Raw genomic sequence first — 23135 nt, 5'->3', positions numbered from 1 at the left:
ATGCGGCGGCGCTTGTCGGTCGCCGAAAATTCGTCTAGACGATGCGCACCGCCGGCGGCCATTGACCGGCGGTTCCCGTCGCTTGTCGCCGGACCGGGCCTGTAGCTCAATGGTTAGAGCCGGCGGCTCATAACCGCTTGGTTGGGGGTTCGAGTCCCTCCGGGCCCACCATTAAAACCTTGAAATTATTAGATATTTTATTTTGTAGTTTGGGATATACTCGATCTGGGCTACAAATTGGGCTACGGGAGCGCGGCTTTTGATTCCGTGCCGATGTGGTAGCGTGGGGGATAACCACAGGGAGGTGTGGAATGAGTGACCGTAACATTAGAGAGCGGATCGAAAGCGCTATTAAAGCTGTAATGGTAGCCAACATGGCAGCAAGGGGAGTAACGCCGTCGGAAAATGACGGCTACACAGTTCACAAACCCAAAAACATTTCAGTGAAAATTGACATTAATGATGGAGTGGTCCTGACAATTGACTTCCCCGTCACAGGCCCCATGGACGCTAAGGCTCCTTCATTTGGGGAGTCGGTTTTCTTGCATGACGGCGTTAGGTCGCCGCCCGATGCTCAGCAAACCTAGCAGCCCAATCGGTTTTCTTACGCTGTTTCGCGTTATGCTCGGCCTGCATTGAGACGATGTACCACTCAAATTCAGTTTCGGACATTCCGTAGCGTTCGGCTAGATTCTCCGGTTCGTAATTACCAGAGCTGTGCAGTTTCCACAGGGTCGCACGCTGCTTTTCCGTCAGCATCTGTTCGGCGCGTTGTGTTTTCGACATTCAAAAATCCTTCGTTATGAAAAGGGGCGACCCGTGAGCCGCCCCTTGTCGTGATTGCCGCTTTTAATGGGCCGCAGCGGCGGCGGTTTTGCGGGGTTCATGACCGGCATCACTTCCCGCACCAGACCACGGTCACAAAGACACACAGATGGTCCGATCTGGTAGGGTGGTGAATGGTCTGAAGGTCACTCACCACCCCTTACACCGGGCCAACGTCCAGCCCGGTGTAATTCTCATTGATCTTTCAAGACTGCTTCGGCGGCGCGATCCCAAGACGATTTTCCGTCAATTTCGGATTCCACAATGCGCCGCGACCAGCCGCCAGTCCCTTGAGTCTTCCCAAGGGTAACGGCGACTTTCCTTTTCCAGCTTGATCCAGTGGCCTGCACAGCGCCCATTTCTTCCGCGATTTTGCGCCAGTTCATTCGTACATCTCTTCATGAATGCGCTTGGCTTGCTTCCGCCGATTAACCTCGAATGCTTCGTCGTCAGCTTTTATCGCGGCATAATATTCATCAGACCGATTAGCGCGCAGAAAATTATGAATGTAACTGGGATTCCAGAGGGAGACCGGCACTCGCTTCTCGCTGCCGTATTCCGCCGCAAGCTCATTTTGCCGAGCCGTGATAAGCCTTCCCATGGCGGTACTCATGCCGCGCCACCGTAAAGCTGGGTTTGCTTCGCCTGTTCGCGGGCGACGGCAGTCTGAGCATCAAGACTGTAGGCGCGTTCTACAATGTCCGGACGTGCCGTGATAATGTCCACAGCGGCCTTGGAAATCGGGAGATTGTTCTTTTCGGCGTACTCCGAGACGGCTTTGTTCCAGTGGTGGTTCGGGTCGGTCATGTTTTCATCCTGTTTATCAATGGAAAATTCGGCGAGCATTTTGCGCATCTCATCCTGTTGCGCTTTGAAGATTTCGAGCACTTCCGGACTGGCACCGGTCAATGCCTTGGCGACTTCAGCGATGGAGGGAAATTCCGGCGCGGGATCAGCGGCTTTGTGAAGGACAATCTCGGCATGTTGATTCATACCGCGCTCGCACAAGGAAATTTCCCGGATGCGAAGGTTGCGAAGTCGTTTCGGTCGGCGAGCCATAATTAATTTCCTTCATGTCTGGTGGCGGTTGCACCGATACTTAGGGACCTAAGCTGGCCGGATTTGACAGCAGACCACACCTCGTCATCATCAATCCTGATGCCGACCGCCCATCCGAAGCGGCCTCCCGTATCAATTCGGAGTGCCTTGCAAACCGAAGGCGTTAACGGCATGGAGTGGAGAACGGTGCCGACCTGTCCCCCGGAATGTCGGAGAAGCGACTGCCGCGTGTCAGCCATGAAATCCGTACTGGCCTTCAGGAGGTCTTCCGGGTCGTCAAACTGGTCGCCTTCGAGGTCTGTGACGATAGCATTGTTTTCAACGGCTACTGCTGCCCATCCGATAAGTAAGCGTTCTTCCGCGACCTTCAGGACTTCTACATCGGTACTCATTCAGCCTTCGCCTTCTTTTTCGGCTCCGGCGGGCTGTACACAGCACCAAGGGCGCGCATGTCGGCGAGCTTGTAACCACCCTCCAGCGGAGCCCGACGTTCACGCAGCGCGATATTCAAAATCTCGCCCAGACATCCCGAATTGATGCGCGGGTTCCGGGCGTGATGACCGGGGTTGCAAACCGACGAGTAGCGCGAGTGGATTTCGTCGAAGGCGGCGAGCCGTTCCTTGAGCAACTTGGCGACCTCGGCAATTGCAACGTCCAGCTTCGCAGATACGTCCTCGACGATGTAACGCGCATGTTCCCCTGCCTCGGCCTTGAGCGCGGCGATGCGCTTTTCCTCGGCTTTCTCATTAGCTTGCCGGGCTTTTTCGTTCTCGGCCTCGACCTGTTCGGCAAGCTTTTCACGCTCGGAGCGAAACCAGTCTTCAAGTTTGGCAAGTTCTTCAGTTGCTGTTGACATTAATAAATCCTGAGTAATAACGATCTGTTATTCAGGATAATACAATGTATTCAAAGGATTGCCTAGTCAGTCTCTCAAGTGTATATTTGAGTTATATATAGTTTTCTTTAGTATAATTGCAAAATCATTTGTGGCGACATTGTGATTGATGCCGCTACCAATATGAGCGAGTCGCGCCGGGAGGGAGATAATCACCCGTATAATTCCGGCCATCTTGAATGACGCCATCCAAGATGATGGTCGGGCCGACCCAAGTCTGATTCCTCGGCGGCTTCATGACGTGTACGAGGCAACCAAGCAGGCTGTTTATGTAGTCGTCTGACCCATTTTTCGGGTGGTCCACCACATCTCTGCCCGATTTACTGACCCGACGCTCTAGAAGACGAAGCTCCCGAAGTGCCTTCTTGTGGTCGATCAACTCGACTTTGCCTTGCATGAAGTGCGGCACGCTTTCGAGATAGATGGTCGATTTCACCATGCTCGACCGGGTGAACTTGATGCCGTGACGCTCGAAATTGCCGGAAACGAACGTGCCAGCGTAATTGTCAGAAACGACGCTATTGCGTCCATAGCGTCGAATGATCTGTGCGAACTCGGCAATCACCGCAGCCGGATCGTGCGGCGCGTCACGGCCCCATAGGCCGACCGGGATGAACACGCCATCGGGGTTTTTAAATCCGCCGCACAACGTGCTGGCATCATGCCTGCCGCCAGAAATATCCGCGAAGAAGGTCAGATGCTTCATATTCTCACGAATGAAAGGCAATTCCGCAGGCCGACCGTAATTGATAGCCGCTTCAACCGTGGCGTCATCTATCAACGATCCAATATCGTCGCGGAACTCACTGAGATACTCGGCCCGGTTGGCTTCTGGATCGTCAGCGATAGCCGCAAGGATCGACTCTTCGGTCATCGTCAGGTTGAGGTCATGTGTGGCGGCCTGAATGACCAGCACGTCATCGGAATCCCGGCCGAAGAACTCTTTCCACTGCGAATACATCCAGCCGTGTTTGCGATAGGCCGACGAGATAACCCAAAGCGTTCCACCGGTGCTTAGGAGGCCGGGCGCAAGAGCGCGCACAAGTTCAACGTCAGGCGTGGCACTCTCAGCGTCACGAAGCTGTGTCGCCTCGTCAATAATCGCACCAAGGAGCGTTTTTCCGCGTGTGGTACGGTGCGAGGCTGCATTCACAGTCAACGCAACACGACCATCATTCAGGCTAAGCGTTTCGGCGCTGCGCCCCGATATGCGACGTTCGATCAACGGACTAGCCGACGCCATGCCTTCGGCGTAATTCATGATGCTGGCCGATTGATCGCGTGTCGGTGACACAACCATCATGTGACCAATTTCACCGGGTTTGAGCATGGACGTGTCAGCGAACAATGCCGTTCCAAGGCCGATGGCACTGGTGACGTTCGACTTGCCTGACCGCCTCCCGGAGAAGACAACGCAACGCCGGACTCTCTTCGATGGCACGTCGCGACCGCCGCTTAGGCGCTTGAACAGTGCAAGTTCTTCGTCGTTCAACGTGTCGCCAAGACCAAGGGCGGCTTTCACGATGACGAACCAATTGCGCCATGTTGCGATGTTCCCGTCAGGAGCAAGGCCAGCGCCGATAAGGTTGGTATCGGCAAGGGCGTTCATAATCTTCTGTTCTGGCGTCATTGCATCGCCTCAACGGCATCTACAAATCGCCCGACAATATTGGCCCGGCGATGATAGTTAGCAGGCTCGGCGGTCTTCTCCATTTCGGACAAAAACAAACGCATGGTGAAAGATTGGAGCGGCGACAAACGCCCTTCCATGATGGCCGTCTCGACAGCATCGCGAAGGACGGTCACGGCATAGGTGTCGGCGGCACTCATTGTTTCGCCCCGTAGGTCTGGCTGACATAATCGTCCAAATCCAGCGTCTTCGATGCTTTACCAAGCCCGACCAGTTGCGCCGTGCGATTGCGCGTGTTCGTCAAGGTGGCAAGCTCACCGAGCGGGACAGTCGTGTCACCGGACAGGATGAGGCTGTGATAATGCTCGATAACGGCGGTCATCGTGGCGACTGACTCGACGAGCTTGACCTTTACGGCGCTCAGGGCGTCCACACCGCCAGCATCGGCAATCATGTCGTCGCGAAGACCCGCCGCGATTTTGTAGGCGGTTGATCGACCGTCCAAATCCGACAAGGTGCGAAGCCTTAGCTTTCCTGTGTCTTTCGTGGCGGCAATTGGCGGCTTTCTCGTTTGTATATCAGGGGCAACGCCCGGCAAATTTTGCATGTAAATCCTCGATTTGTAGCCCAGATGTAGCGCATACGGGCCTTCAAACCCTTAGATAGCATGAGATTCAAGGGGTTGCCTATGTTGCCCACGCGGCTGTGAACCGCTTGGTTTTAGATTTAGGAAAAAAGTCACAAGCCCGGAGGATGCAACGGGCTGCGATTTTCCAGACTTTCCAGAGGGGAAATTGAGCCTTTGCGGGTGTTGCGGGTGTTGTTTGTGAATCTATCAGGTGCCCAATAGAAATTAGTACGACTTAAAAACTTTGAGCCTCTAGAATAAAAAACAACACCCGCAACACCCGCAGCGCATCTCAAAGCATTGAAAAATATGAATAAATGATGCGGGTGTTATACTCAGACAACACCCGCACAACACCCGCAGTCACCCGCAGGTTTCGACCGAAAAGACCTTAACCTTACGGTGAGCGTCCTCGTTCATCGCTATTTTACGGCCATCAACGATTCGATTGACATTATCCCGGAGCCACTTTGACAGCCTTGCGGGTGTTACCCCCGCGTTTTGCGGGTGTCTTGCGGGTGTCATTTCGAGCAACCCCCGCAACTTCGCACCATGATGAGCGTTCATAGGATCGCTTGACCAGCTGATAATTTCGGCAGCTGTGAACGCGCCATTTTCAGGCCATGCGTCAATGATCTGCGCCAGAACTTCACGACCTTCATCGTCGCCCCGGAGCGCCTGTTGGGTTTCCAGCGGATCAGCCATGCCGAGCCAAACGAGCGGTGACCGGACGCGGGCGTTCCATTCACCGAATGACGCATATTGACCAACGACAGACGGCTCTCCGGCTGCGATGTAGGCGCGGGCAATAGTGAACGCAGCGGCGATATAGCGACCACGATCACGCAACACGTCACCAATGGGATCGCCGGAAAACACCCGGAGCCATGGTTGATCGGATCGGGCGTCGAGTGTCGCCCGGATCGTGCGGCGCACCATGTCATTCGCCACCCGCAAATTGTTGCCCGTTGCATAAAGCGTATGAGTGTTTCGGATGGTTTTGATTTCCGTAACACCAAGCGGGCGAACTTCCACGACCGGGGCGGTGACGGCCTGACACAAGAAGTCAGAACCGAGCGACCCATTCACGTTGTCCAGCAAAACGGTCGGCTGACCCTGTAGCAATTTAGCCGTGAGTCGCTTTTCCGTTTCCGTCGCGTTGACGTGCGATAGCGCTGGCATTGATCGGAAGCCGTTCACTGCTGCCGATGTCACGTCACATATAAAGGTCTTGCCAGAACCCATTTCAGGCGCGGCCATGGCGTGAAGTGGAGCAACGTCCATCGCACCACGTACAATCGGCGTCATAAATGCCGAGAGCGCAACAGATCGGCTTGCCTCATCTATGAATGGCGACTCGCGGAATAGGCCAGCAATCAGTTGCAGGGCCGCAAGCGCATCGTCCCGTGTCGGTTGATCCGGTATTGCTGGCAGCGTGACAGGGTTCACGACGAACAATCCCGACGCTTGATCATATCCCGGCGCTGACAAGATTGAACCATCACGGCGGAGCGTGGGAGTTGAAACCACGCCATGAACGTGCGGAAACTTCCACTCACCATCACGCGATAGAACAATCTGCGCAATGTTCATCGGCGGCGCAATCTGCACTTCCTTCGGGCCGCTCTTGTTGTTGACCAGCTTCGTGAACCGCGCAACCCGTGAAAGATGATCGACCATCTTCGTCGCCGTGACTTCTGACAGGATTGCCCCGTCATCGGTAACAATGGGCTGGCGAAGCTTCCCGCCACGCTGGAAGAACGGAACATCGGCTGACAGCAAGGCCAATTCAGCAGCGTCCGCCATTATGTGAACTTCCGGCACGTTCCAAATTTGGGGAAGCTGTGCCGGTTGCTTAGTCGGTGCGGGTAGCTCACCGACTGGAATGTCCGGAAATGCGACCTGCAATTGTGCATTGGTGCCACTTGTCAAATGGCGCAACGTACCTTCGCGGATACCGTCTGAACGATCAAAGGTGAAGGACCGCCAACGATCCGCAACGTCTTTCGAGCCTTTGTAGCTTTCGCCACCGGTAGCACTCCAACGATCCGCAAGTTCAAAGCCCTCGCCGCTTCCATGCGTCATTGAATGAACGCCCATCAGTGCGGAAAGCCATTGGTCCCGGCTACAATCCGCATTGATGTTACTGAGGTAAATTTCAGCACGCCTCAGCGCTTCAGCGTGCTCATCAGTCGTGAGCGGATTGATCGGTTCGGGGATCGTTTCGACCCCCGGCAACCCCTGTTTTGCAACAAGCTTTAGGAGCCATTCTGGCGCGTAAGCTATCTCAGAGCCATCGATGACGTGATAACCCTCGTTGCCGGGCGCGACTACGTAGCCGCCATCGCCGCGAACATCGACGCCGGGGAGAAACTCCGTCTTATTGATAATCGAAGTTCCCGGCCCCGGATGGCGGAAATAATAATGACGCCCGCCAGAACGCGTTTTGACCGTATAGGTCGCGGGAACGTCACCGGCCTTTAGAAACTCGGCAATACCGTTCTTCCCGTCTTTCTCGTCGGGATCAATGACGAACACGCCGGAACGCTGCCCGGTGACAATGCCGACAAGATTTGACGTTCCCGAAAAATACCGGTCGAGATCGTCGGCGGTTAGCTGCGTCTCCCCCCACGCGCGGTGGAGGGGGACTTTGTTGCTGTTGGCGGCGAGAATGGGCCAGCCGTTCGCCGTAAGATTTTGTGCAATTTTGAGGCTGGCTGTCATCGAATCCCCCGCATGAACTCGTAAACCTTATCGGGGCAAAACGTAGGGACCCATTCGCCCCGGCTTTCCGACCAATAAACGTAGTCGAGTTTTTCCGCGTGTTCGATGATGGTTGGAAGTTTCCTTCGATGCAGCTCGTCCATGACGAGATACAACAATCGGTCGCTGTCCGCATCGAGGGGCGGGATGACACCGGGAAGGTCTTGACCAACCGGCAATTTACGTGCTATATTCACTGTGCTTTAATTCCTATATCCAAATGAAACGACCGCTTCGCGACTGGACCTCGCTTGGCGGTTTTTTCATGCTGCCATACGCGCATCGGCTCGTTCCCTAATCCACGCATCAATTTCAGATTCGAGCCAAGCGACTCGTTTCTCCGAAATCGGGAGCTGGCGCGGAAAGCGGCCTTCAGCGATCATTCGATAGATTTGGGGCTTGGAGAAATCCACGCCCTTGATTGTCCGAAGTTCTGTAATATTTAAGAGTCGCATTGCTATATCCTATGGTTAAACGCGGTTCACTGCCGCAACACACAGAGTATAGTCAGAAAAGAGGGTAATGGCTAGCGCACCCCCATTGACATATCCTAAAATCTGTGAAAGTGCCACATGTCAACAAGATTTCTATTGATTTCATTGATCTTTTTTTAGCTTCCTGCCGCGAATTCCAGCACATTGTTGCCGGTGGGCGGGTTCACAATTCGGTCAAGCGCACCTGCCCAAGCCTCCAGCGCCTCCCGCATTTCTGGCAAATACTCATAATAATTATAGACTCGCTGAATGCCCTGCTTGGAATGACCGATGACGTGCTCGGCCACTTCCGATTTAGTCAACGCGGAAAGACGGGTGCGAACAGTGCGCCGCACGTCATGCAGGACAAAGTGACGAAGTTCCGCATCGGGATTTTTCTCCCGTAAACACTCCAGCATCTTTTCATCGAGCGCCTTCTTCGCCCGACCGAAGCCGTTAATTGGCTTCGCGCCTTTCGTCCGTCGGTCGCTGAAAATGAAATCACCATTGCCTTGTTTCGGCAGCCCTTCAACAAGCTCAATCATGGCACTGGACATGGGCAGTAAATGATCCTGCCCCATCTTCACCCGAACTTCCGGGATAGTCCAAAGCCTTGCGCCGACATCGAACTCACTGCGCTCAGCGTCCGACACCTCGGACTTTCGCTGCCCTGTCAGTAGCAGCAGCTTGAAGAATGGCCCAAGGGGATACGGGATTGAATCCGCCGCATTCCAATAGGCTCGCAATTCGTCATCGCTAAGCACACGAGTCCGGGCTGTTTCAGTTTTTGATGGCAGCCGTAGATACTTTGGCTTCAAGTTCCGCGTCGGATCATCCGTCAGGCCGTATCCACGACGACGCTCAGGCCACATTGCCCAATCGAAAATAGATTTGATGTGTCCAAGAGAATTGTAGGCCATGCCGACAGCAGGACGGTCACGGATTGCGCCGATTAGCTCCGCTATGTGCTCGTCTGTAATTTCAGCAATGGGCTTATCCATCCAGTCATTGCGAGCCGGGTCCAGAAGCTCGCGGCGAATCTCGCGCTCGTCCTGCTCAATATGGCGGTTGCGCTTTCGGGTTGGCAGATCGGCAATGTAATCCTCGACAACGGACTTGAAGGTGTTTTCGCGCCTCCGCGCCTTCTCAGCCAATTCAGCTTTTTGTTCGTCGCGGGGATCAACCCCATTGCGGATTTTTTCGCGCCAATCTCCGGCCTTCTTTCTGGCTTGCGCCAAGGTCATCCCGCCCGCCCCGGTATACTCCCCAAGCTCGGCACGTGTCGGAGCGTGCGATCCCGGAAACCGCGTAAAGAGCATGAATGTCCGCTTGCCAGTTGTGCCAACGCGCACGCCGAAGCCTCGAACTTCTGTATCCATCCAATCCCATCGAACCGCTGTCTTCTTTCCGGTGTCAGGGTCAGTTCGATACTTCACCTTCATCGCCTTGAACGATGTGTCTTTCAGTTCAGATTTCTGATTGAACTCTGATTTGGGCCTCTTGGTCATTGTAGCCCGCGCTCCCCTATGTGCTACGTGTGGGCTACAACATAGGAGGTGTTCCAGAAAAACGCAATGATACCGCTTGTTACCAATGGCCGCGAAAAAGCCTTATAAAATTGACACTTGGCACCAAGAGGGAAGGTAAATTGCGGTCACAAGAATGATACTATAGACCCCTAATTAGCGGCTCATAACCGCTTGGTTGGGGGTTCGAGTCCCTCCGGGCCCACCATTTCCACCAAATTCCAGAGGTGGCCTTCATGGGCTGTTTGGTTGACCGGTCTTTTGCGGTCCGGTGTCTTTTGGCTTGATTGCGTGTGTGACGCAGAAGATCACGTATAGATCGGCGATGTCGTGGGGGGAGGTGGCCTGGTCGGTGGCGAAGCGGGTCAGGTCTTCGAAGATCGCAGATCCCGGCCGGCATTTCCAGCCGTGGCGGGATCTGAAGAAATCGATGAAGCTTTCCGGTGTCATCCTTCTCGCCCCTCCGTGAAGGCGAAGCCGGCCGGGGGCGGCCCCGGATCGCCGGAGCGATCGGCTTTCGTCCCTTGCGCGTGCGGCCGGATAATGACCAATCGAACGGATCGGGACAAGCGGGCTTCCCGCCCTTTGCGCAGGCGGCTCGTTTGCGCCCCGGTGCGGCCCGAAGCGACGGTCTTCATGCGGAGCTTTGCAGGAGCAGGCGCGCCGTGCGTTCATCGGTGATCAGGCCGTGAAGTCGGTGGCTGTGCAGCACCGCGCGGATGGCTTCGGTTTTTGCAGACCCGCCGGCGATCGCGACGATCCGGTCGTTGCCCGAGTCGGAGAAGGATGCGGCGAGCGTTCTGGCGGTCACCGTCGTCTCGAGGATGCGGCCCTTGCTGTCGAAGAAATGGCCGAGTAATTCGCCGACGCCGCCGAGTTCGGCGATCTCCGCCAGTTCATCGGGCTGCAACATGCCGGATGTGACGAGGTGCGCCTGGTTGTCGACCGTTCCGATGCCGACAAGCTTGAGATCGGCGCTGCGCGCGAGATTGAACACGTCGCTGACCCCGCGCTGGGAGAGCAGGACTTCGCGATCCTCCTCGGTATTGGCGAAGAAGGGCACCGGCATGACATAGGCCTGGGTGCCGGTCTTGGCGGCCAGCCGGTGCATGACGTCATAGGGATTGGCGGCATAGTTGCGGGTCAGGCCGCCGAGCAGCGAAACGAAGCGCGTGCCGCTTGCGCCGATGCGCGGGAGATGACGCACGACCGCCGAAAGGGTGCGCCCGTGGCCGAAGCCGATGACGGCCGCCTCGCCGCGCTCGATCTCGCGCCGGAGAAAGTCCGCCCCGACATGGCCGAGCGTGGTCAGCGCCAGCGCGTCGTCGTCGACGTCGGGCGCCACCTCGCAATAGTCGAGCCCGTAGCGGGTGGCGAGGTCGACTTCGAGATTGACGCATTCGGCGATATCGCCGTCGATGCTGACTTTCACCACGCCTTCGGCGACGGCGCGGGCGATCAGCCGGTGCGCCTTCACCGAGGGAATGCCGAGCCGCTTGGCGACGGCGGACTGGGTGAAGCCGCCGATATAATGCAGCCAGGCGGCGCGGACGGCGAGGGAGTCTTCATGATCGGTCATCGGATGTCCTGTCGTCCTCTGCAACCGCAGCGCCCTGCGATCGAACCGCGGAAAGGGCGGGCGGCGGTCAGCCCGGCCTGAGATCCGATGCGCCGGTTTCGATATAGGGCGCCCAGAAAGCGATGCTTTCGGCAATCTGCGCAATGACCTGCCGGTCGTCCGGTTCGCGTTCCTTGAAGGACAGTTCGAGGCATATCTCGTTGTCGACCGCGCCGCCTTCGGCAAAGGCCTGCAAAAGCGGTTCCGGCTGGATGCGTCCCCTCGCGTTGAACGCGGCGGTGAAAGGCCGGTGGCCACCCTTGTCCATCAGGCTTTGCTTGATATGGATGATCGGCGAGACCGCCGGAACGGCGCGCGCCCAAGCATAGGGGTCGTAATCATCCGGGTTTTTAGAGGTGACGTCGCCATGGTCGATGTCCGCCATCATCCACATGGGGATCGCCATGCCGGCGGCCGTCAGCCGTTCCTGGAGCGACAGGCAGGCCGTGATCGTCTCGCCGAATTCGCGGCCGATGCTCATGGGCTCCCAGAAGACGTAGGAAAGCCCGGCGTTTCTGGCGTGTTCGGCCACTTCGGCCCAACAGTCGATGGCGATCCGGATCAGGTCCTCGCGCCGGACCGGATCGTCGAAGTCCTGATAGGTGAAGATGGCGAACTGGGTGCCGACGGCGGTTCCGCCGAGATCGCCGATGATGTCGGCGAATGTCTTGAACCAGTCGATATAGTAGCGGCGTACGTCCGCGTCGGGATGGCCGAAATGATTGAGGCGGCCGTAGGGGCCGGTCATGCCCGAGGTGACGCGCACGCCGGTGCGCTGGAGCGCCCTGTCCATCCGGCGCGTCAGCCGGCGGATCGTCGCGGCGTTCCAGCTCGGGTTGATGAATTCGTGCGTGAGCTGGAGGTCGCGCAGACGCAGATCGCGCGCGACGGTCTCGATCAGATCGTCGGGATCGGCGAAGCGGTTGACCAGCGGATTGGTGTTCAGCGACAGGGTCAGGGCCATGGCGTCCTCAGGCAGCGGCAAGGCGGGTGGATGCGAACCACTCGGTGAAGGCGGCGCGCTCGTCTTCCGTCAGATGCAGATAATGCTTGGTGCGGCGGTAGAGAATATCGTCTGCCGTTTCAGCCCATTCCGCCGCGACGAGATAACGGGCCTCGGCCTCGTAGAACTGGCCGCCGAAGTGCCGGCCGAGATCGTCGAGGCCGGTTGCGCCGGCGATCAGCGCTTTCGCGCGCGTGCCGTACAGCCGCCCGTAGTGATGCACGAGTTTGCGCGGCATCCAGGGGCAGGCGTCGCGCAGGGTGTTGGCGAAGGTCTCATAATCGGCGTTCGGCATGTCGCCGCCGGGAAGCGGGGCCTTTTCCGTCCAGTCGTCGCCCATATCGGGGAAGATGTGCCTGAGGCGATGCATCCCGCGCTCGGCAAGCTCGCGAAAGGTGGTGATCTTGCCGCCGAAGACATTGAGCAGCGGCGCGCCGTCGGTCTCGTCGAGGTCGAAGACATAATCGCGCGTCACGGCGGAGGGATTGCCCTTGCCGTCGTCGAAGAGGGGGCGAACCCCGGAAAAGGCGTGCAGCACATCCTGCCGGCGCAGCTTCTCCTTGAAGTAGAGGTTCACCGCCTTCAGCAGGTAGTCGATCTCCGTCTCGTCGGCGGCGACGTCCTCGGCCCGGCCTTCGTAGGCGATGTCGGTGGTGCCGATCAGCGCCTTGTCGCCCTCATAGGGATTGATGAAGATGACGCGCTTGTCGTGGTTCTGCACGAGATAGGCGTTCGCGCCCGTCCAGAATTTCGGCACGATGATATGGCTGCCTTTCACGAGGCGCACATTGCGCCGGGAACGGGAGCCGGCGACACGGTCGATGACGTCGGAAACCCATGGGCCGGCGCAGTTGACGAGGCATCTGGCGCGGAAGGTGCGCGTTTCCCCGGTCGTGCTGTTCCGGGTGGTCACGGTCCATGCGCCGGCTTCGCGACGGGCGGAGACGGCCGGCGAACGGGTCAGAACCACCGCGCCCTTTTCGGCGGCGCCGATGGCGTTCAGCGTCACGAGACGGGCGTCGTCCACCCAGCAGTCGGAATATTCGAAGCCGAGGGTATACTGATCGAGAAGTGCCGCACCTTCCGGATCGCGCCGGAGATTGAGCGTGCGCGTGCCGGGCAGTTTCCTGCGGCCGCCGAGATGATCGTAGAGGAAAAGGCCGAGCCGGACGAGCCAGGCGGGCCGGTCGCGGGGACTGTGCGGCAGCACGAAACGCATCGGCCAGATGATGTGCGGGGCGGCATTCAGCAGCACCTCGCGCTCGATCAGCGCCTCGCGCACGAGACGGAACTCGTAATATTCGAGATAGCGCAGCCCCCCGTGCACGAGCTTGCCGGAACGCGAGGACGTGCCTTCGGCGAGATCGTCCTTCTCGCATAAGACGACCTTCAGCCCGCGCCCCGCCGCATCGCGCGCGATGCCAGCGCCGTTGATGCCGCCGCCGATCACGAAGAGGTCAATAGGCTCGGGTTCGTTCATCTCGTTCTCCTTCGGCGCCCTCCAGGCGGCGGCGCCATCGTCGTTTCGCTCAGCGTGCAGCCAGAATGTCCCAGGCGGGCGCGATGCCTCGCCGCGCATCGGTATAGGCGGCAAAGAGGCGTGTCATGCGCTCGGCCTCCTCAGGCTTCGGCTGTTCGGCCGCGCCCAGTTCGGGGGTGACCCAGTCGGCGATGCAATCGTCCATGTTGCGATAGGCCCCGATGGCGACGGCCGCCATCATCGATGCGCCGGCCGCGCCCGCCTCCTCGCGCGCGCTGACGCGGACGGGAACGCCGAGGGCCGCACCCAGCGTGTTGCGCAGCGAGGCGGAGCGGGCCGCGCCGCCGCTGACGCGCAGTTCCGCGGGAAGCGCGCCCATCGCGGCATAGCAGTCGCGCGTCGCCATTCCGAGACCTTCGACGACGGCACGCACGAGGTCCGGATAACGATGCCGGCTGGAAAGGCCGGTGAAGCCGGCGCGGGCGCGGGCATTGACGAAGGGACCGCGTTCGCCGGCCTCGGAAATATAGGGATGGTAGAGGATATTGCCGGGCTTGCTGGCGGAAAACCAGCCGTCGACGCGGCCGATCATGTCGTCGAGGCCGGCCGTGACGCCGAATTCGGCGAGAAGATCGACGCCGACCTGAAGCAGCCAGTCGAGGTTGATCGTCGCCCCCATGTTGGTCTGGACCTGGGTCACCACGCCGGGAATCGGCAGGGCGATGACATAGCCGGTCCGCTCGGCGTTCAGCACGACCTCCGAAACGGATTTCGCCTGGAGGTGAACGCCGGTCGAGCCGATGGCCGAACAGGCGGCGTTGCGGCCCTCGCTCCGCACGCCGGCGCCAAGCGCGGTCATGCACATGTCGACATAACCGAGGCAGACAGGCGTTCCGGCTTTGAGGCCGGAGGCGGCGGCGGCTTCGGCCGTCAGTGGATGAACGGTCTGCGTGCCCTCGATCACGTCCGGCAGCAGTGCGCGCCGGTGGGTGAGGCCAAGGGCGGCAAGCACATCGTCGTCATAGCGGCGGGTGCGGAAGTTGCCGAAGGTGAAGCTGACTTCCGACGGATCGGTGGCGCGAACGCCGGTGAGGTTCAGGTAAAGCCAGTCCTTGCAATGCATGGCGACTTCCGCGCCATCGAGCAGTTCCGGGAAATGACGGTCCATATGGGCAAGCTGCGCGCCCTGCTGGCAGGTGTTGAGGCCCGTACCCGTCGCTTCGAAGCGAGTGCGGTCGGCGTCGGTCGCGGCAAGCCGCTCGACGGTCGGCGCCGCGCGGGCGTCGAGCCAGAGCCAGGCATCGCCGACCGGGCGGTTTCCAGCGCCGACAAGCCATGTCCCGTCGCCTTGCGCGGTGACGGCGATGGCCGCGGCGCGTTCGGAGAGACGTTCGATCCTGTCGGCAAGCGCGCGTAGCGCGCGCGTGCAGTCGCTCCATGTCTGGGCGAGCGACTGGGTGACGGATCCGTCTTCTCCGGTCCGGTAGCTGTTGCGCACCGAGGCGCTGGCGATCTGGCGGCCGGAAAGCGTGAAGGCGACGGCTTTCATCACCGAGGTGCCGGCGTCGATGCCGATGATCAGATCCGCCGTCTCAGCCATGCCGCGCATCCGCGCGGCGCGTGCCGGTCCATGTCGTCCCGCCTGACCAGAAACAACGCATTCGATCCTCCGACTGTCTCGTGAAGGCGCGCATCTTTCCTCCGGCCTTTCCGGCCAGGGTCATGCCGACCCGACAAGGAATTTAACGCAGACCTCCGGAACTTCGCAAAAGAACATAACATAAAGCTACCACATGTCTCGTAAAATTTTTCGCCATCGAATTTTTTTTCAGCTATGATGGATTGATAAGGAGAGGAGTGACGGACCGGGATGGGGCGAGGGTCTGGGGATCGCGGGCGAGGGCTGTGTGCGGGCTTATGTTTCCCGCAGGCGCTGATTTTCTGAAAAATAGAGATTTAAAACAGGGTGTTGATGGCATTTTCCACGCCTTCTCCGTCGAGGTGACGTTGAGGCACTCGGCTGGGCGGCGATCCGGCTTCCGGCGCGCGCGGCGTAGTGTGGGCGGTGTTTCCAGGGTGTGGTAACGCGAAAAAGGCGATTGACACGTCTGCGAGATTTAACATACACTATGGGACATATCACACATTAATATCGCAAGTGCGAAACGAATGTGCAGTGCGGCAGCGGGCAGGTGAGGAGATCTGGCCGGCGTCGATCATGGGGAGGATGTCATGACATGTTCTGTTTGGCGGATATCGATGCCCGGTGACGGCGCTGTGTGCCGGCCTGCCGGCGTGTTCCGGTGTTCCCGCTGACGTTTTTCCATTCAACCGCAGGGTCACAGACATGACGGATGCCATGATCTCGAAATCGCCGCCGCCCGTCCGGTCCTATCGCTGGATCGGCATTGCCGCCGCCGTCGTGCTGGTCGGCGCGATGGCCTTCGACACGACGATCGTGCGCATCGGCTCGGAAGCCGATGTCCGGGTGCAGAAATTCTCGCCGGAGGCCTATGGCGCCGAACAGTTCCCGGTCATCCGGCAGAACGTCGAGACGCGCGCCGTCGACGCGGTCGAGCTGTCGCAGGCGATCGCCGCCGACAGGGCGGCGGCGGGCGAGAAATATGGCGTCGCGACCTCGATCGGCCCGGTGCTTCCGGTCCGTTTCACCGGCGTCGTCGGCGAGCGCAAGGCGAACTACAATGTGGTGGCCGTCGAAGGGCTCCCCGCCGAATTGACCGTTCGCGTGCAGACCGGCCCGGCGCTGAACGGCACGGACCTGCGCGATGCGACCGGCCAGATCGAATTCGGCCAGTTCAAGAACCAGATCGAATATCAGGATGCCGGCTCCGCCATCAACAACGAGGTGAAGAAGGTCGTGCTCGGCGACATCGATCCGGCAGCGCTTGCCGGCCGGACCGTATCGGTGACGGGCGTCTTCAAGCTGGTCAATCCGAAAAGCTGGATCGTCACGCCCGTGCGGTTCGACGTCCAATGAGCGCGCTTCCCGAAGACGGCCCGAAGGACGATGTCGTGCTCGCCGCGCGCAACGTGGCGAAGTCCTACGGCAGCGTCCATGCTCTCAAGGGCGTCAATTTCGACATCCATCGCGGCCAGGTGACGACCCTTTTCGGGGAAAACGGCGCCGGCAAGTCGACGCTGATGAAAATCCTTTCGGGCGTCGAGCAGCCGACCTTGGGCGAAATCATTCTCGATGGCGAGCCGGTCGTCTTCGCGTCATCGTCCCAGGCGCGCGACCGGGGCATCTCGATCATCCATCAGGAACTCAGCCTCGCACCCAATATGAACGTTCGCGACAATATCTTCATGGGGCGCGAGATCATGACGGCGACGGGGGTGGATTTCGCCGAGGAGGAGCGCCAGACGCGGCTCCTGATGGCGGAACTGGAGGAGGATATCGATCCTCTGACGCCTGTCGAGGACCTGCGTCTCGGGCAGCAGCAGATCGTCGAGATCGCGCGCGCGCTTTCGGTCAATTCGCGCATCCTGATCATGGACGAGCCGACCTCGGCGCTCTCCGCCTCGGAAGTGGAGGTCCTGTTCAAGGTCATCCACGACCTCACCGGCCGCGGCGTCTCGATCGTCTATATCTCGCATCACCTCGAAGAGGCCCTGCAGATCACCCATCATGCGGTGGTGCTGCGCGACGGTACGATGACGGCCTATGCCGAGCGCAAGGATATCGATCTGGAATGGATCGTCCGGCACATGGTCGGCGACAATTTCGATCTCGGATCGCCGCCGACCGGCTACGAGATGGGCGAGGTCTCCCTGAAGATCGAGGGGCTGAAGGTGCCCGACCCGGGCGGCGCCGGCTATTCGGTCGTCGACGACATGTCGTTTTCGGTGCGCGCGGGCGAGATCGTGTGCATCTACGGCCTCATGGGGGCGGGACGCACGGAACTGCTCGAATCGGTCGCGGGCCGCCTCGCTGCGACGGCCGGCAAGGTTCTTCTGAAGGGGCGCGACATCACCGGGCAGTCGATTGCCGAATGCATCCGCGACGGCCTCGTTCTCGTGCCGGAAGACCGGCAGCGCGACGGCCTCGTGCAGACGATGACGGTCGGCCGCAACCTCTCGCTCGCCAGCCTCGGCGCCTTTACGCGCGGTCTCTTCACCTCCGCCGCCCGCGAGGCGGGGCTGGTCGGCGCGGCGATCCGCAAGGTGCATATCAAGACCGATGGCGGGGCTGCGGAGATCGGCTCGCTTTCCGGCGGCAACCAGCAGAAGGTGGTGATCGGCAAGATGCTGGCGACGGAACCTGAGGTCATCCTGCTCGACGAGCCGAGCCGCGGCATCGACATCGGCGCCAAGGCCGAGGTCTTCAAGCTGCTCGCCGAGCGTGCGCGGCAGGGGCTTGCCGTCGTCTACACCACGTCCGAGGTCGGCGAATGCCTGAGCATCGCCCATCGCATCATCGTCATGCGGCGCGGCCGCATTTCCGCGGAATTCGGTCCTGACGCGACCAAGGAACAGATCATGGCCGCCTCGGGCGAAGCCGTGCATGCCCATTAGGAGCGCTCGAGCATGTCAGTCACACCCGCAATCGACACGAAGGCGACGACGAACGGCAGCAAGCGCAAGAAGAGCTTTGTCGAACTCCTGTTCGAGGGGCGCGCCTTCTTCGCGCTGATCGCCATCGTCGTGGTCTTCTCGCTGATGTCACCGAACTATTTCACCGTCAGCAACTTCCTGATCATGGCGTCGCATGTCGCGATCTTCGGCCTGCTGGCCATCGGCATGCTGCTCGTCATCCTCAACGGCGGCATCGATCTTTCCGTGGGCTCGACGCTGGGCTTTGCCGGCGTCGTCGCCGGTTTCCTGATGCAGGGCGTCACGCTGCCGCAGTTCGGCATCATTCTCTATCCTTCGGTCTGGGTCGTGGTGATCCTGACCTGCCTGCTGGGTGCCGCGGTCGGCGCGGTCAATGGCGTTCTGATCGCCTATCTGCGCGTACCCGCCTTCGTCGCGACGCTCGGCGTGCTCTATGTCGCGCGCGGCCTTGCGCTCCTGATGACGAACGGGCTGACCTACAACAATCTCGGCGGCCGTCCGGAGCTTGGCAACACCGGCTTCGACTGGCTCGGGTTCAATCGTCTGGCCGGCGTGCCGATCGGCGTCCTCGTCCTCTTCGTCTTCGCGGTCGTCTGCCATGTCCTCCTGACGCGCACGGCCTTCGGCCGCTGGCTCTATGCCTCGGGCGGCAACGAACGCGCGGCGGAACTGTCGGGCGTGCCGGTCAAGCGCGTGCAGATCATCGTCTACATGCTTTGCGGCATGTGCGCGGCCGTCGCGGGTCTCGTGCTTTCCTCGCAGCTCACCTCCGCCGGGCCGACGGCCGGCACCACCTACGAGTTGACGGCGATTGCCGCCGTCGTCATCGGCGGCGCCGCCCTGACGGGGGGCCGCGGCACGGTGATCGGCACCATGCTCGGGGCCTTCGTGATCGGCTTCCTGTCGGACGGCCTGGTGATCATCGGCGTCTCGGCCTACTGGCAGACGGTTTTCACCGGCGCCGTGATCGTTACCGCCGTTCTCTTGAACAGCATCAAATACGGCCGACGCTGAGAAGCGGCGGCCGGCTCGAACTGACTGCGCCCGGGAGAGGCGGACCACCGAGTGGCCCGGGAGCGGGAAGTGGACTATCGCCGGAATTCGGCACAACCGGACTCAACAAAGGGAGTGAGACCATGTTCAAAAAAGGTATGCGTGTACTCTTCGCGGCAGCCGCCGCCATGCCGCTGCTCTTCAGCTCGGCCAGTGCCGAGGGCCTGATGACGATCATCGTCAACGATCCGTCCAACCCGTATTGGTTCACGGAAGGCGAGGTTGCCAAGGCGACGGCCGAGAAGCTCGGCTATACCGCCAATGTCGGCGCTCACAAGGGCGACACCAACACGGAAAGCAACCTGATCGACACGGCGATCACCAACAAGTCGGTGGCGATCATCCTCGATCCGGCGAATGCCGACGGTTCCGTCGGCGCGGTCAAGAAGGCCGTCGCCGCCGGTATCCCGGTCATCCTCGTCAATGCCGAGATCAACCAGGAAGGCCTTGCCAAGGCGCAGCTCGTCTCGAACAACGCGCAGGGCGCAGCACTCGGTGCGCAGCAGTGGGTCGAGGCGGTCGGCGACAGCGGTAAATACGTCGAGCTCTTCGGCGCTCCGGCCGACAACAATGCGGCCACGCGCTCGAACGGCTATGAGACCGTGCTGACGCAGTATCCGGATCTCGAAAAGGTCGGCCGTGAAGTGGCCGACTGGGACCGCACCAAGGGCCACGCCAAGATGCAGTCCCTGCTTCAGGCCAATCCGGACATCATCGGCGTGATCAGCGGTAACGACGAAATGGCTCTCGGCGCGATTGCGGCCCTCAAGGAAGCCGGCAAGCTCGAGCAGGTGAAGGTCGGCGGCTTCGACGGTTCGCCGGATGCTGTCGCCGCCATCAAGGCCGGCGAACTCCAGTACAGCGTTCTCCAGCCGGTCGCCATCTTCTCGGCAGAAGCCGTCAAGCAGGCCGATAATGTGATCAAGACCGGTGAGACGGGTGCTGCCAGCGAAAAGCAGCTCTTCGATTGCCTGCTGATCACCAAGGACAATGTCGACAAGTATACCGCTCCCTTCGTCCTGAGCGAGTAACCGACGGCGGGAGCGCCCTTGGGGGCGCTCCCTTGCCCGGCCCCGGTATTTCCCGGAAAGGCCGGCTTGGCATTCTTCCCGTGGCCCGATAACGAGACGGCAGCTCTATCGACGAAGCATGGCGGGGTCTCTTGTGAACAGGAAAATCGATGTCAGGGATCTTCTGGCGGAGGAATTGCCGAGCGACAGCCGGCATGCCCGCCAGCTCGTGCGCCGACAGATGATCGCCGAGACGGTGATCGCCGAAGGCTCGATCCGCATCGAGGACCTGACCGAGCGTTTCGGCATCAGCCTGATGACGGCGCACCGCGATGTCGACGAACTCGTCAGCCGCGGCCTGTTCCGCAAGACGCGGGGCGTCGTTTCGGCGGCGCCGACGAGCCTGATCGAATCCTCCGACGCCTATCGCGCCACCCGGCAGGCCAGGGAGAAGAAAGCCGTCGCCAGGGCCGCGATGCAGTTCGTCGAGCCGGGGCAGGCGATCTTCATGGACGACGCCACGACGGTGCACGAGATGACCCGATTCCTGCCGGCGAAGGTGCCGCTGACGGTCATCACCAATTCGCTCGTCCTCATCAACGAGCTGAAGGAGGTGAGCGATCTCAACCTCGTCTGTCTCGGGGGGCGGTTCTACAACTGGTGCAACGCCTTCATGGGGCATATCACCACCAACGAAATCCGCCGGCTGCGCGCCGACACCGTGTTCATGTCGCTATCGGCGATCGTCGACGACATGGTCTACCACCAGTCGCCGGAGACGGTGGAAACCAAGCGGGCGATGTTCGAAAGCTCGGCGAAGCGCGTGCTTCTGGCGGATCACACGAAATTCGAGCGGCGCGCGCTGCACCATTTCGCAGCGCTTCAGGAATTCGATGTCGTCATCGTCGACGAGGATATTCCGATCTCCCACCTGTCGCGCATGCGCACGAAGGGGATCAACGTCATCGTTGCGGAAGGGGAGCAGGCCGACTGAGGCCTCGGCCTGGCCCCGGAGGCATCGACCTTGCCGCTCCGGTCCGCCATCCGCCGGAAAATGGAGGTATGAATGCCTTGCATCATGGGGATAGACAGCGGCCTGACGGTGACCAAGGCCGTCATCTTCGATGCGGACGGAACGGTGCTGGCCATCGCCCGCCGCCGCGTGCCGCAACTGATCCCCGCGCCGCAACACGTCGAGCGCGACATGGACGGCCTGTGGGCGGCGACGGCGGACGCCATCCGCGAAGCGGTGGCCGCCTGCGGCCGTCCGGCCTCCGATATCGTCGCGATCGCCGCGACGGCCCATGGCGACGGCATCTATCTGCTTGACGGGGATCGCAGGCCGCTCGGCCCGGCCATCGTTTCGCTCGATACGCGCGCCGGGCCAATCGCCGACGCCTGGAACGAGGGCGAGGTCGGCGCACGCGCGCTGGAACTGACCGGGCAGAAGCCCCACGCCTCGGCGCCCTCGGCCATCCTGCGCTGGATCCGCGAGCATCAGCCGGAGCGTTATGCCCGTATCGCCCATTTCATCGCGGCGAAGGACTGGCTGCGCTTCTGTCTTAGCGGCACGATCGGCACGGACCGGACGGAAGCGAGCACGTCCTTCACCGATGTGCGAACCCAGGACTATGCCGGGGACGCATTCGGCCTGTTCGGGCTGGAGCGGCTTGCCGGCCGGCAGCCGCCGATGGCGGCCTCGACCGAGGTTGTCGGCGGCGTGACGGCGGAGGCGGCGCGCCTGACCGGGCTCGTCGCCGGCACGCCCGTCATGGCCGGCCTCCACGACGTCACGGCGTCCGCGCTCGGGATGGGCGGCTATGGCGAGGGCATGGTCGCGGTCATCGCGGGAACCTATTCGATCAACGAGACGGTGTCCCGCGCGCCGAAAGTCGACGGCCGCTGGTTCTGCCGCAACGGCATCCTGCCCGGCGAATGGAACAACATGTCCATCTCGCCCGCCTCGACCGCCAATTATGACTGGTTCATCGAGGAATTCCGGGGCGGCGATGCGCGGCAGGCCGAAGCCTCCGGCAAGAGCATTCATGACATCGTCGGCGAGGAATTTGCGGCCGCATGCCGGCGGCCGTCGAGCGTCTTCTTCCATCCCTATCTTTTCGGCTCGCCCTTCGGCGGCGCGTCGAGCGCCGGCTTCTACGGCCTCAATGCCTGGCACGACCGGGGCGATCTGGTGCGCGCGGTGCTGGAAGGGATCGCCTTCAACCATCGCGTCCATGTCGATGCGCTGCGCGACGGGTTCGCGCCGGCCTCCGCCCGCCTCACGGGCGGCATCTCGCGCAATCCCGCCATGGCCGGCCTCTTCGCCGATATCCTCGGCCTGCCGGTCACCGCGACGCGGACCGAAGAGGCCGCGGCCTGGGGCGCGGCCTTGTGCGCCGGTGCCGGAGCGGGCCTTTTCGCCTCGCCCACCGACGATCCGCGCGACCTGGCATTGATCGAGACCACCAATGAGCCGGACCCCGGCCGGCAGCGCGCCTATGACGAGAAATACCGGATATTCCTCGATCTCGCCGAGGCGATGAAGCCGCTCTGGCCAAGGCTCAGGCGTCTTGGCGACGCGGCGCAATAGCAGGATC

The 23135-nt window shown here is 60.6% G+C and carries 24 protein-coding genes and 2 tRNA genes; 8 read left to right on the top strand and 18 right to left on the bottom strand.

Going from position 1 to position 23135, the window contains the following annotated elements; genetic code table 11:
* The first annotated feature begins 95 nt into the window (after nt 1-95).
* A tRNA-Ile gene (locus tag KYK29_RS03235) sits at nt 96-171 on the top strand.
* A gap of 384 nt (nt 172-555) precedes the next feature.
* Here the strand turns inward: KYK29_RS03235 and KYK29_RS03230 are convergent.
* The 13 genes from KYK29_RS03230 to KYK29_RS03170 form a co-directional block, all read right to left on the bottom strand.
* Nucleotides 556-786, bottom strand: coding sequence for a hypothetical protein (locus tag KYK29_RS03230; protein ID WP_254689401.1), 231 nt, complete (start codon nt 784-786; stop codon nt 556-558).
* A gap of 233 nt (nt 787-1019) precedes the next feature.
* Complete coding sequence (locus KYK29_RS03225) at nt 1020-1211, bottom strand: hypothetical protein (RefSeq protein WP_254689400.1); 192 nt, start codon at nt 1209-1211, stop codon at nt 1020-1022.
* On the bottom strand, nt 1208-1438 hold the full coding sequence (locus tag KYK29_RS03220) for a hypothetical protein (protein ID WP_254689399.1): 231 nt from the start codon (nt 1436-1438) through the stop codon (nt 1208-1210). Before KYK29_RS03220 ends, KYK29_RS03225 begins: the two co-directional genes overlap by 4 nt.
* Nucleotides 1435-1884 carry a hypothetical protein gene (locus KYK29_RS03215; protein ID WP_254689398.1) on the bottom strand — a complete coding sequence of 150 codons (450 nt, stop codon included), beginning with the start codon at nt 1882-1884 and terminating at the stop codon, nt 1435-1437. Before KYK29_RS03215 ends, KYK29_RS03220 begins: the two co-directional genes overlap by 4 nt.
* A gap of 2 nt (nt 1885-1886) precedes the next feature.
* On the bottom strand, nt 1887-2276 hold the full coding sequence (locus KYK29_RS03210; protein ID WP_254689397.1) for an XkdF-like putative serine protease domain-containing protein: 390 nt from the start codon (nt 2274-2276) through the stop codon (nt 1887-1889).
* Nucleotides 2273-2740 carry a hypothetical protein gene (locus KYK29_RS03205; RefSeq protein WP_254689396.1) on the bottom strand — a complete coding sequence of 156 codons (468 nt, stop codon included), beginning with the start codon at nt 2738-2740 and terminating at the stop codon, nt 2273-2275. Before KYK29_RS03205 ends, KYK29_RS03210 begins: the two co-directional genes overlap by 4 nt.
* A 154-nt stretch (nt 2741-2894) precedes the next feature.
* The gene (locus KYK29_RS03200; RefSeq protein WP_254689395.1) at nt 2895-4409 is read right to left on the bottom strand and encodes a terminase large subunit domain-containing protein; all 1515 of its coding nucleotides are present in this window, start codon (nt 4407-4409) and stop codon (nt 2895-2897) included.
* The gene (locus KYK29_RS03195) at nt 4406-4609 is read right to left on the bottom strand and encodes a hypothetical protein (RefSeq protein WP_254689394.1); all 204 of its coding nucleotides are present in this window, start codon (nt 4607-4609) and stop codon (nt 4406-4408) included. Before KYK29_RS03195 ends, KYK29_RS03200 begins: the two co-directional genes overlap by 4 nt.
* Nucleotides 4606-5016, bottom strand: coding sequence for a hypothetical protein (locus tag KYK29_RS03190; protein ID WP_254689393.1), 411 nt, complete (start codon nt 5014-5016; stop codon nt 4606-4608). The genes KYK29_RS03195 and KYK29_RS03190 overlap by 4 nt, the downstream gene beginning before the upstream one ends.
* Nucleotides 5017-5400: 384 nt before the next feature.
* Nucleotides 5401-7761 (bottom strand): bifunctional DNA primase/polymerase, encoded by a 2361-nt coding sequence (locus KYK29_RS03185; RefSeq protein ID WP_254689392.1) that lies wholly within the window; start codon nt 7759-7761, stop codon nt 5401-5403.
* Nucleotides 7758-7997 (bottom strand): hypothetical protein, encoded by a 240-nt coding sequence (locus KYK29_RS03180; RefSeq protein ID WP_254689391.1) that lies wholly within the window; start codon nt 7995-7997, stop codon nt 7758-7760. Before KYK29_RS03180 ends, KYK29_RS03185 begins: the two co-directional genes overlap by 4 nt.
* Nucleotides 7998-8063: 66 nt before the next feature.
* Nucleotides 8064-8255: a helix-turn-helix transcriptional regulator gene (locus KYK29_RS03175; RefSeq protein ID WP_254689390.1), complete on the bottom strand. Its 192-nt coding sequence runs from the start codon at nt 8253-8255 to the stop codon at nt 8064-8066.
* A gap of 155 nt (nt 8256-8410) precedes the next feature.
* Complete coding sequence (locus KYK29_RS03170; protein WP_254689389.1) at nt 8411-9781, bottom strand: tyrosine-type recombinase/integrase; 1371 nt, start codon at nt 9779-9781, stop codon at nt 8411-8413.
* 129 nt (nt 9782-9910) lie between these two features.
* Between KYK29_RS03170 and KYK29_RS03165 the strand changes: the two genes are divergently transcribed.
* Nucleotides 9911-10007, top strand: a tRNA-Ser gene (locus KYK29_RS03165).
* Between the two features lie 26 nt (nt 10008-10033).
* On the opposite strand, the gene KYK29_RS03160 is transcribed toward KYK29_RS03165, so the two are convergent.
* The 5 genes from KYK29_RS03160 to KYK29_RS03140 all read right to left on the bottom strand — a co-directional run bounded on the left by KYK29_RS03160 (nt 10034) and on the right by KYK29_RS03140 (nt 15500).
* Nucleotides 10034-10249 carry a hypothetical protein gene (locus KYK29_RS03160; protein WP_254689388.1) on the bottom strand — a complete coding sequence of 72 codons (216 nt, stop codon included), beginning with the start codon at nt 10247-10249 and terminating at the stop codon, nt 10034-10036.
* Between the two features lie 184 nt (nt 10250-10433).
* Nucleotides 10434-11378 carry a sugar-binding transcriptional regulator gene (locus KYK29_RS03155; RefSeq protein ID WP_254689387.1) on the bottom strand — a complete coding sequence of 315 codons (945 nt, stop codon included), beginning with the start codon at nt 11376-11378 and terminating at the stop codon, nt 10434-10436.
* Between the two features lie 67 nt (nt 11379-11445).
* Complete coding sequence (locus tag KYK29_RS03150; protein ID WP_254689386.1) at nt 11446-12381, bottom strand: sugar phosphate isomerase/epimerase family protein; 936 nt, start codon at nt 12379-12381, stop codon at nt 11446-11448.
* Between the two features lie 7 nt (nt 12382-12388).
* On the bottom strand, nt 12389-13900 hold the full coding sequence (locus KYK29_RS03145; protein ID WP_254689385.1) for a glycerol-3-phosphate dehydrogenase: 1512 nt from the start codon (nt 13898-13900) through the stop codon (nt 12389-12391).
* Nucleotides 13901-13949: 49 nt separating this feature from the next.
* Entirely contained in the window at nt 13950-15500 is a 1551-nt protein-coding gene (locus KYK29_RS03140) for an FGGY-family carbohydrate kinase (RefSeq protein WP_254689384.1), read from the bottom strand.
* 747 nt (nt 15501-16247) lie between these two features.
* Here KYK29_RS03140 and KYK29_RS03135 point away from each other — a divergent pair.
* The 6 genes from KYK29_RS03135 to KYK29_RS03110 all read left to right on the top strand — a co-directional run bounded on the left by KYK29_RS03135 (nt 16248) and on the right by KYK29_RS03110 (nt 23128).
* Nucleotides 16248-16898 carry a DUF2291 family protein gene (locus tag KYK29_RS03135; RefSeq protein WP_254689383.1) on the top strand — a complete coding sequence of 217 codons (651 nt, stop codon included), beginning with the start codon at nt 16248-16250 and terminating at the stop codon, nt 16896-16898.
* On the top strand, nt 16895-18436 hold the full coding sequence (locus KYK29_RS03130) for a sugar ABC transporter ATP-binding protein (RefSeq protein WP_254689382.1): 1542 nt from the start codon (nt 16895-16897) through the stop codon (nt 18434-18436). The genes KYK29_RS03135 and KYK29_RS03130 overlap by 4 nt, the downstream gene beginning before the upstream one ends.
* A gap of 12 nt (nt 18437-18448) precedes the next feature.
* Nucleotides 18449-19489 (top strand): ABC transporter permease, encoded by a 1041-nt coding sequence (locus KYK29_RS03125; protein WP_254689381.1) that lies wholly within the window; start codon nt 18449-18451, stop codon nt 19487-19489.
* Nucleotides 19490-19611: 122 nt separating this feature from the next.
* Nucleotides 19612-20559, top strand: a complete 948-nt coding sequence (locus tag KYK29_RS03120; protein WP_254689380.1) for a D-ribose ABC transporter substrate-binding protein — start codon at nt 19612-19614, stop codon at nt 20557-20559.
* Nucleotides 20560-20677: 118 nt separating this feature from the next.
* Nucleotides 20678-21532: a DeoR/GlpR family DNA-binding transcription regulator gene (locus KYK29_RS03115; RefSeq protein ID WP_437437211.1), complete on the top strand. Its 855-nt coding sequence runs from the start codon at nt 20678-20680 to the stop codon at nt 21530-21532.
* Between the two features lie 72 nt (nt 21533-21604).
* Complete coding sequence (locus KYK29_RS03110; protein WP_254689378.1) at nt 21605-23128, top strand: FGGY-family carbohydrate kinase; 1524 nt, start codon at nt 21605-21607, stop codon at nt 23126-23128.
* The last annotated feature ends 7 nt before the right edge of the window (nt 23129-23135 follow it).

Origin of the sequence: Shinella daejeonensis, assembly GCF_024281235.1 — a bacterium.
GTDB classification, from domain to species: domain Bacteria; phylum Pseudomonadota; class Alphaproteobacteria; order Rhizobiales; family Rhizobiaceae; genus Shinella; species Shinella daejeonensis.
The sequence above is the reverse complement of the archived record's forward strand: the minus strand, read 5'-3'. Positions and strand labels throughout refer to the sequence as shown.

Excerpts from the sequence above, each read along its gene's own strand:
- KYK29_RS03150 (WP_254689386.1), bottom strand. The coding sequence starts at position 12,381 with ATGGCCCTGACCCTGTCGCTGAACACCAATCCGCTGGTCAACCGCTTC.
- KYK29_RS03140 (WP_254689384.1), bottom strand. The coding sequence starts at position 15,500 with ATGGCTGAGACGGCGGATCTGATCATCGGCATCGACGCCGGCACCTCG.
- KYK29_RS03135 (WP_254689383.1), top strand. The coding sequence starts at position 16,248 with ATGACGGATGCCATGATCTCGAAATCGCCGCCGCCCGTCCGGTCCTAT.
- KYK29_RS03145 (WP_254689385.1), bottom strand. The coding sequence starts at position 13,900 with ATGAACGAACCCGAGCCTATTGACCTCTTCGTGATCGGCGGCGGCATC.
- KYK29_RS03185 (WP_254689392.1), bottom strand. The coding sequence starts at position 7,761 with ATGACAGCCAGCCTCAAAATTGCACAAAATCTTACGGCGAACGGCTGG.
- KYK29_RS03230 (WP_254689401.1), bottom strand. The coding sequence starts at position 786 with ATGTCGAAAACACAACGCGCCGAACAGATGCTGACGGAAAAGCAGCGT.
- KYK29_RS03175 (WP_254689390.1), bottom strand. The coding sequence starts at position 8,255 with ATGCGACTCTTAAATATTACAGAACTTCGGACAATCAAGGGCGTGGAT.
- KYK29_RS03125 (WP_254689381.1), top strand. The coding sequence starts at position 18,449 with ATGTCAGTCACACCCGCAATCGACACGAAGGCGACGACGAACGGCAGC.
- KYK29_RS03110 (WP_254689378.1), top strand. The coding sequence starts at position 21,605 with ATGCCTTGCATCATGGGGATAGACAGCGGCCTGACGGTGACCAAGGCC.
- KYK29_RS03120 (WP_254689380.1), top strand. The coding sequence starts at position 19,612 with ATGTTCAAAAAAGGTATGCGTGTACTCTTCGCGGCAGCCGCCGCCATG.
- KYK29_RS03190 (WP_254689393.1), bottom strand. The coding sequence starts at position 5,016 with ATGCAAAATTTGCCGGGCGTTGCCCCTGATATACAAACGAGAAAGCCG.
- KYK29_RS03155 (WP_254689387.1), bottom strand. The coding sequence starts at position 11,378 with ATGACCGATCATGAAGACTCCCTCGCCGTCCGCGCCGCCTGGCTGCAT.
- KYK29_RS03160 (WP_254689388.1), bottom strand. The coding sequence starts at position 10,249 with ATGACACCGGAAAGCTTCATCGATTTCTTCAGATCCCGCCACGGCTGG.
- KYK29_RS03200 (WP_254689395.1), bottom strand. The coding sequence starts at position 4,409 with ATGACGCCAGAACAGAAGATTATGAACGCCCTTGCCGATACCAACCTT.
- KYK29_RS03170 (WP_254689389.1), bottom strand. The coding sequence starts at position 9,781 with ATGACCAAGAGGCCCAAATCAGAGTTCAATCAGAAATCTGAACTGAAA.
- KYK29_RS03220 (WP_254689399.1), bottom strand. The coding sequence starts at position 1,438 with ATGAGTACCGCCATGGGAAGGCTTATCACGGCTCGGCAAAATGAGCTT.
- KYK29_RS03215 (WP_254689398.1), bottom strand. The coding sequence starts at position 1,884 with ATGGCTCGCCGACCGAAACGACTTCGCAACCTTCGCATCCGGGAAATT.
- KYK29_RS03195 (WP_254689394.1), bottom strand. The coding sequence starts at position 4,609 with ATGAGTGCCGCCGACACCTATGCCGTGACCGTCCTTCGCGATGCTGTC.
- KYK29_RS03225 (WP_254689400.1), bottom strand. The coding sequence starts at position 1,211 with ATGAACTGGCGCAAAATCGCGGAAGAAATGGGCGCTGTGCAGGCCACT.
- KYK29_RS03115 (WP_437437211.1), top strand. The coding sequence starts at position 20,678 with ATGGCGGGGTCTCTTGTGAACAGGAAAATCGATGTCAGGGATCTTCTG.
- KYK29_RS03205 (WP_254689396.1), bottom strand. The coding sequence starts at position 2,740 with ATGTCAACAGCAACTGAAGAACTTGCCAAACTTGAAGACTGGTTTCGC.
- KYK29_RS03210 (WP_254689397.1), bottom strand. The coding sequence starts at position 2,276 with ATGAGTACCGATGTAGAAGTCCTGAAGGTCGCGGAAGAACGCTTACTT.
- KYK29_RS03130 (WP_254689382.1), top strand. The coding sequence starts at position 16,895 with ATGAGCGCGCTTCCCGAAGACGGCCCGAAGGACGATGTCGTGCTCGCC.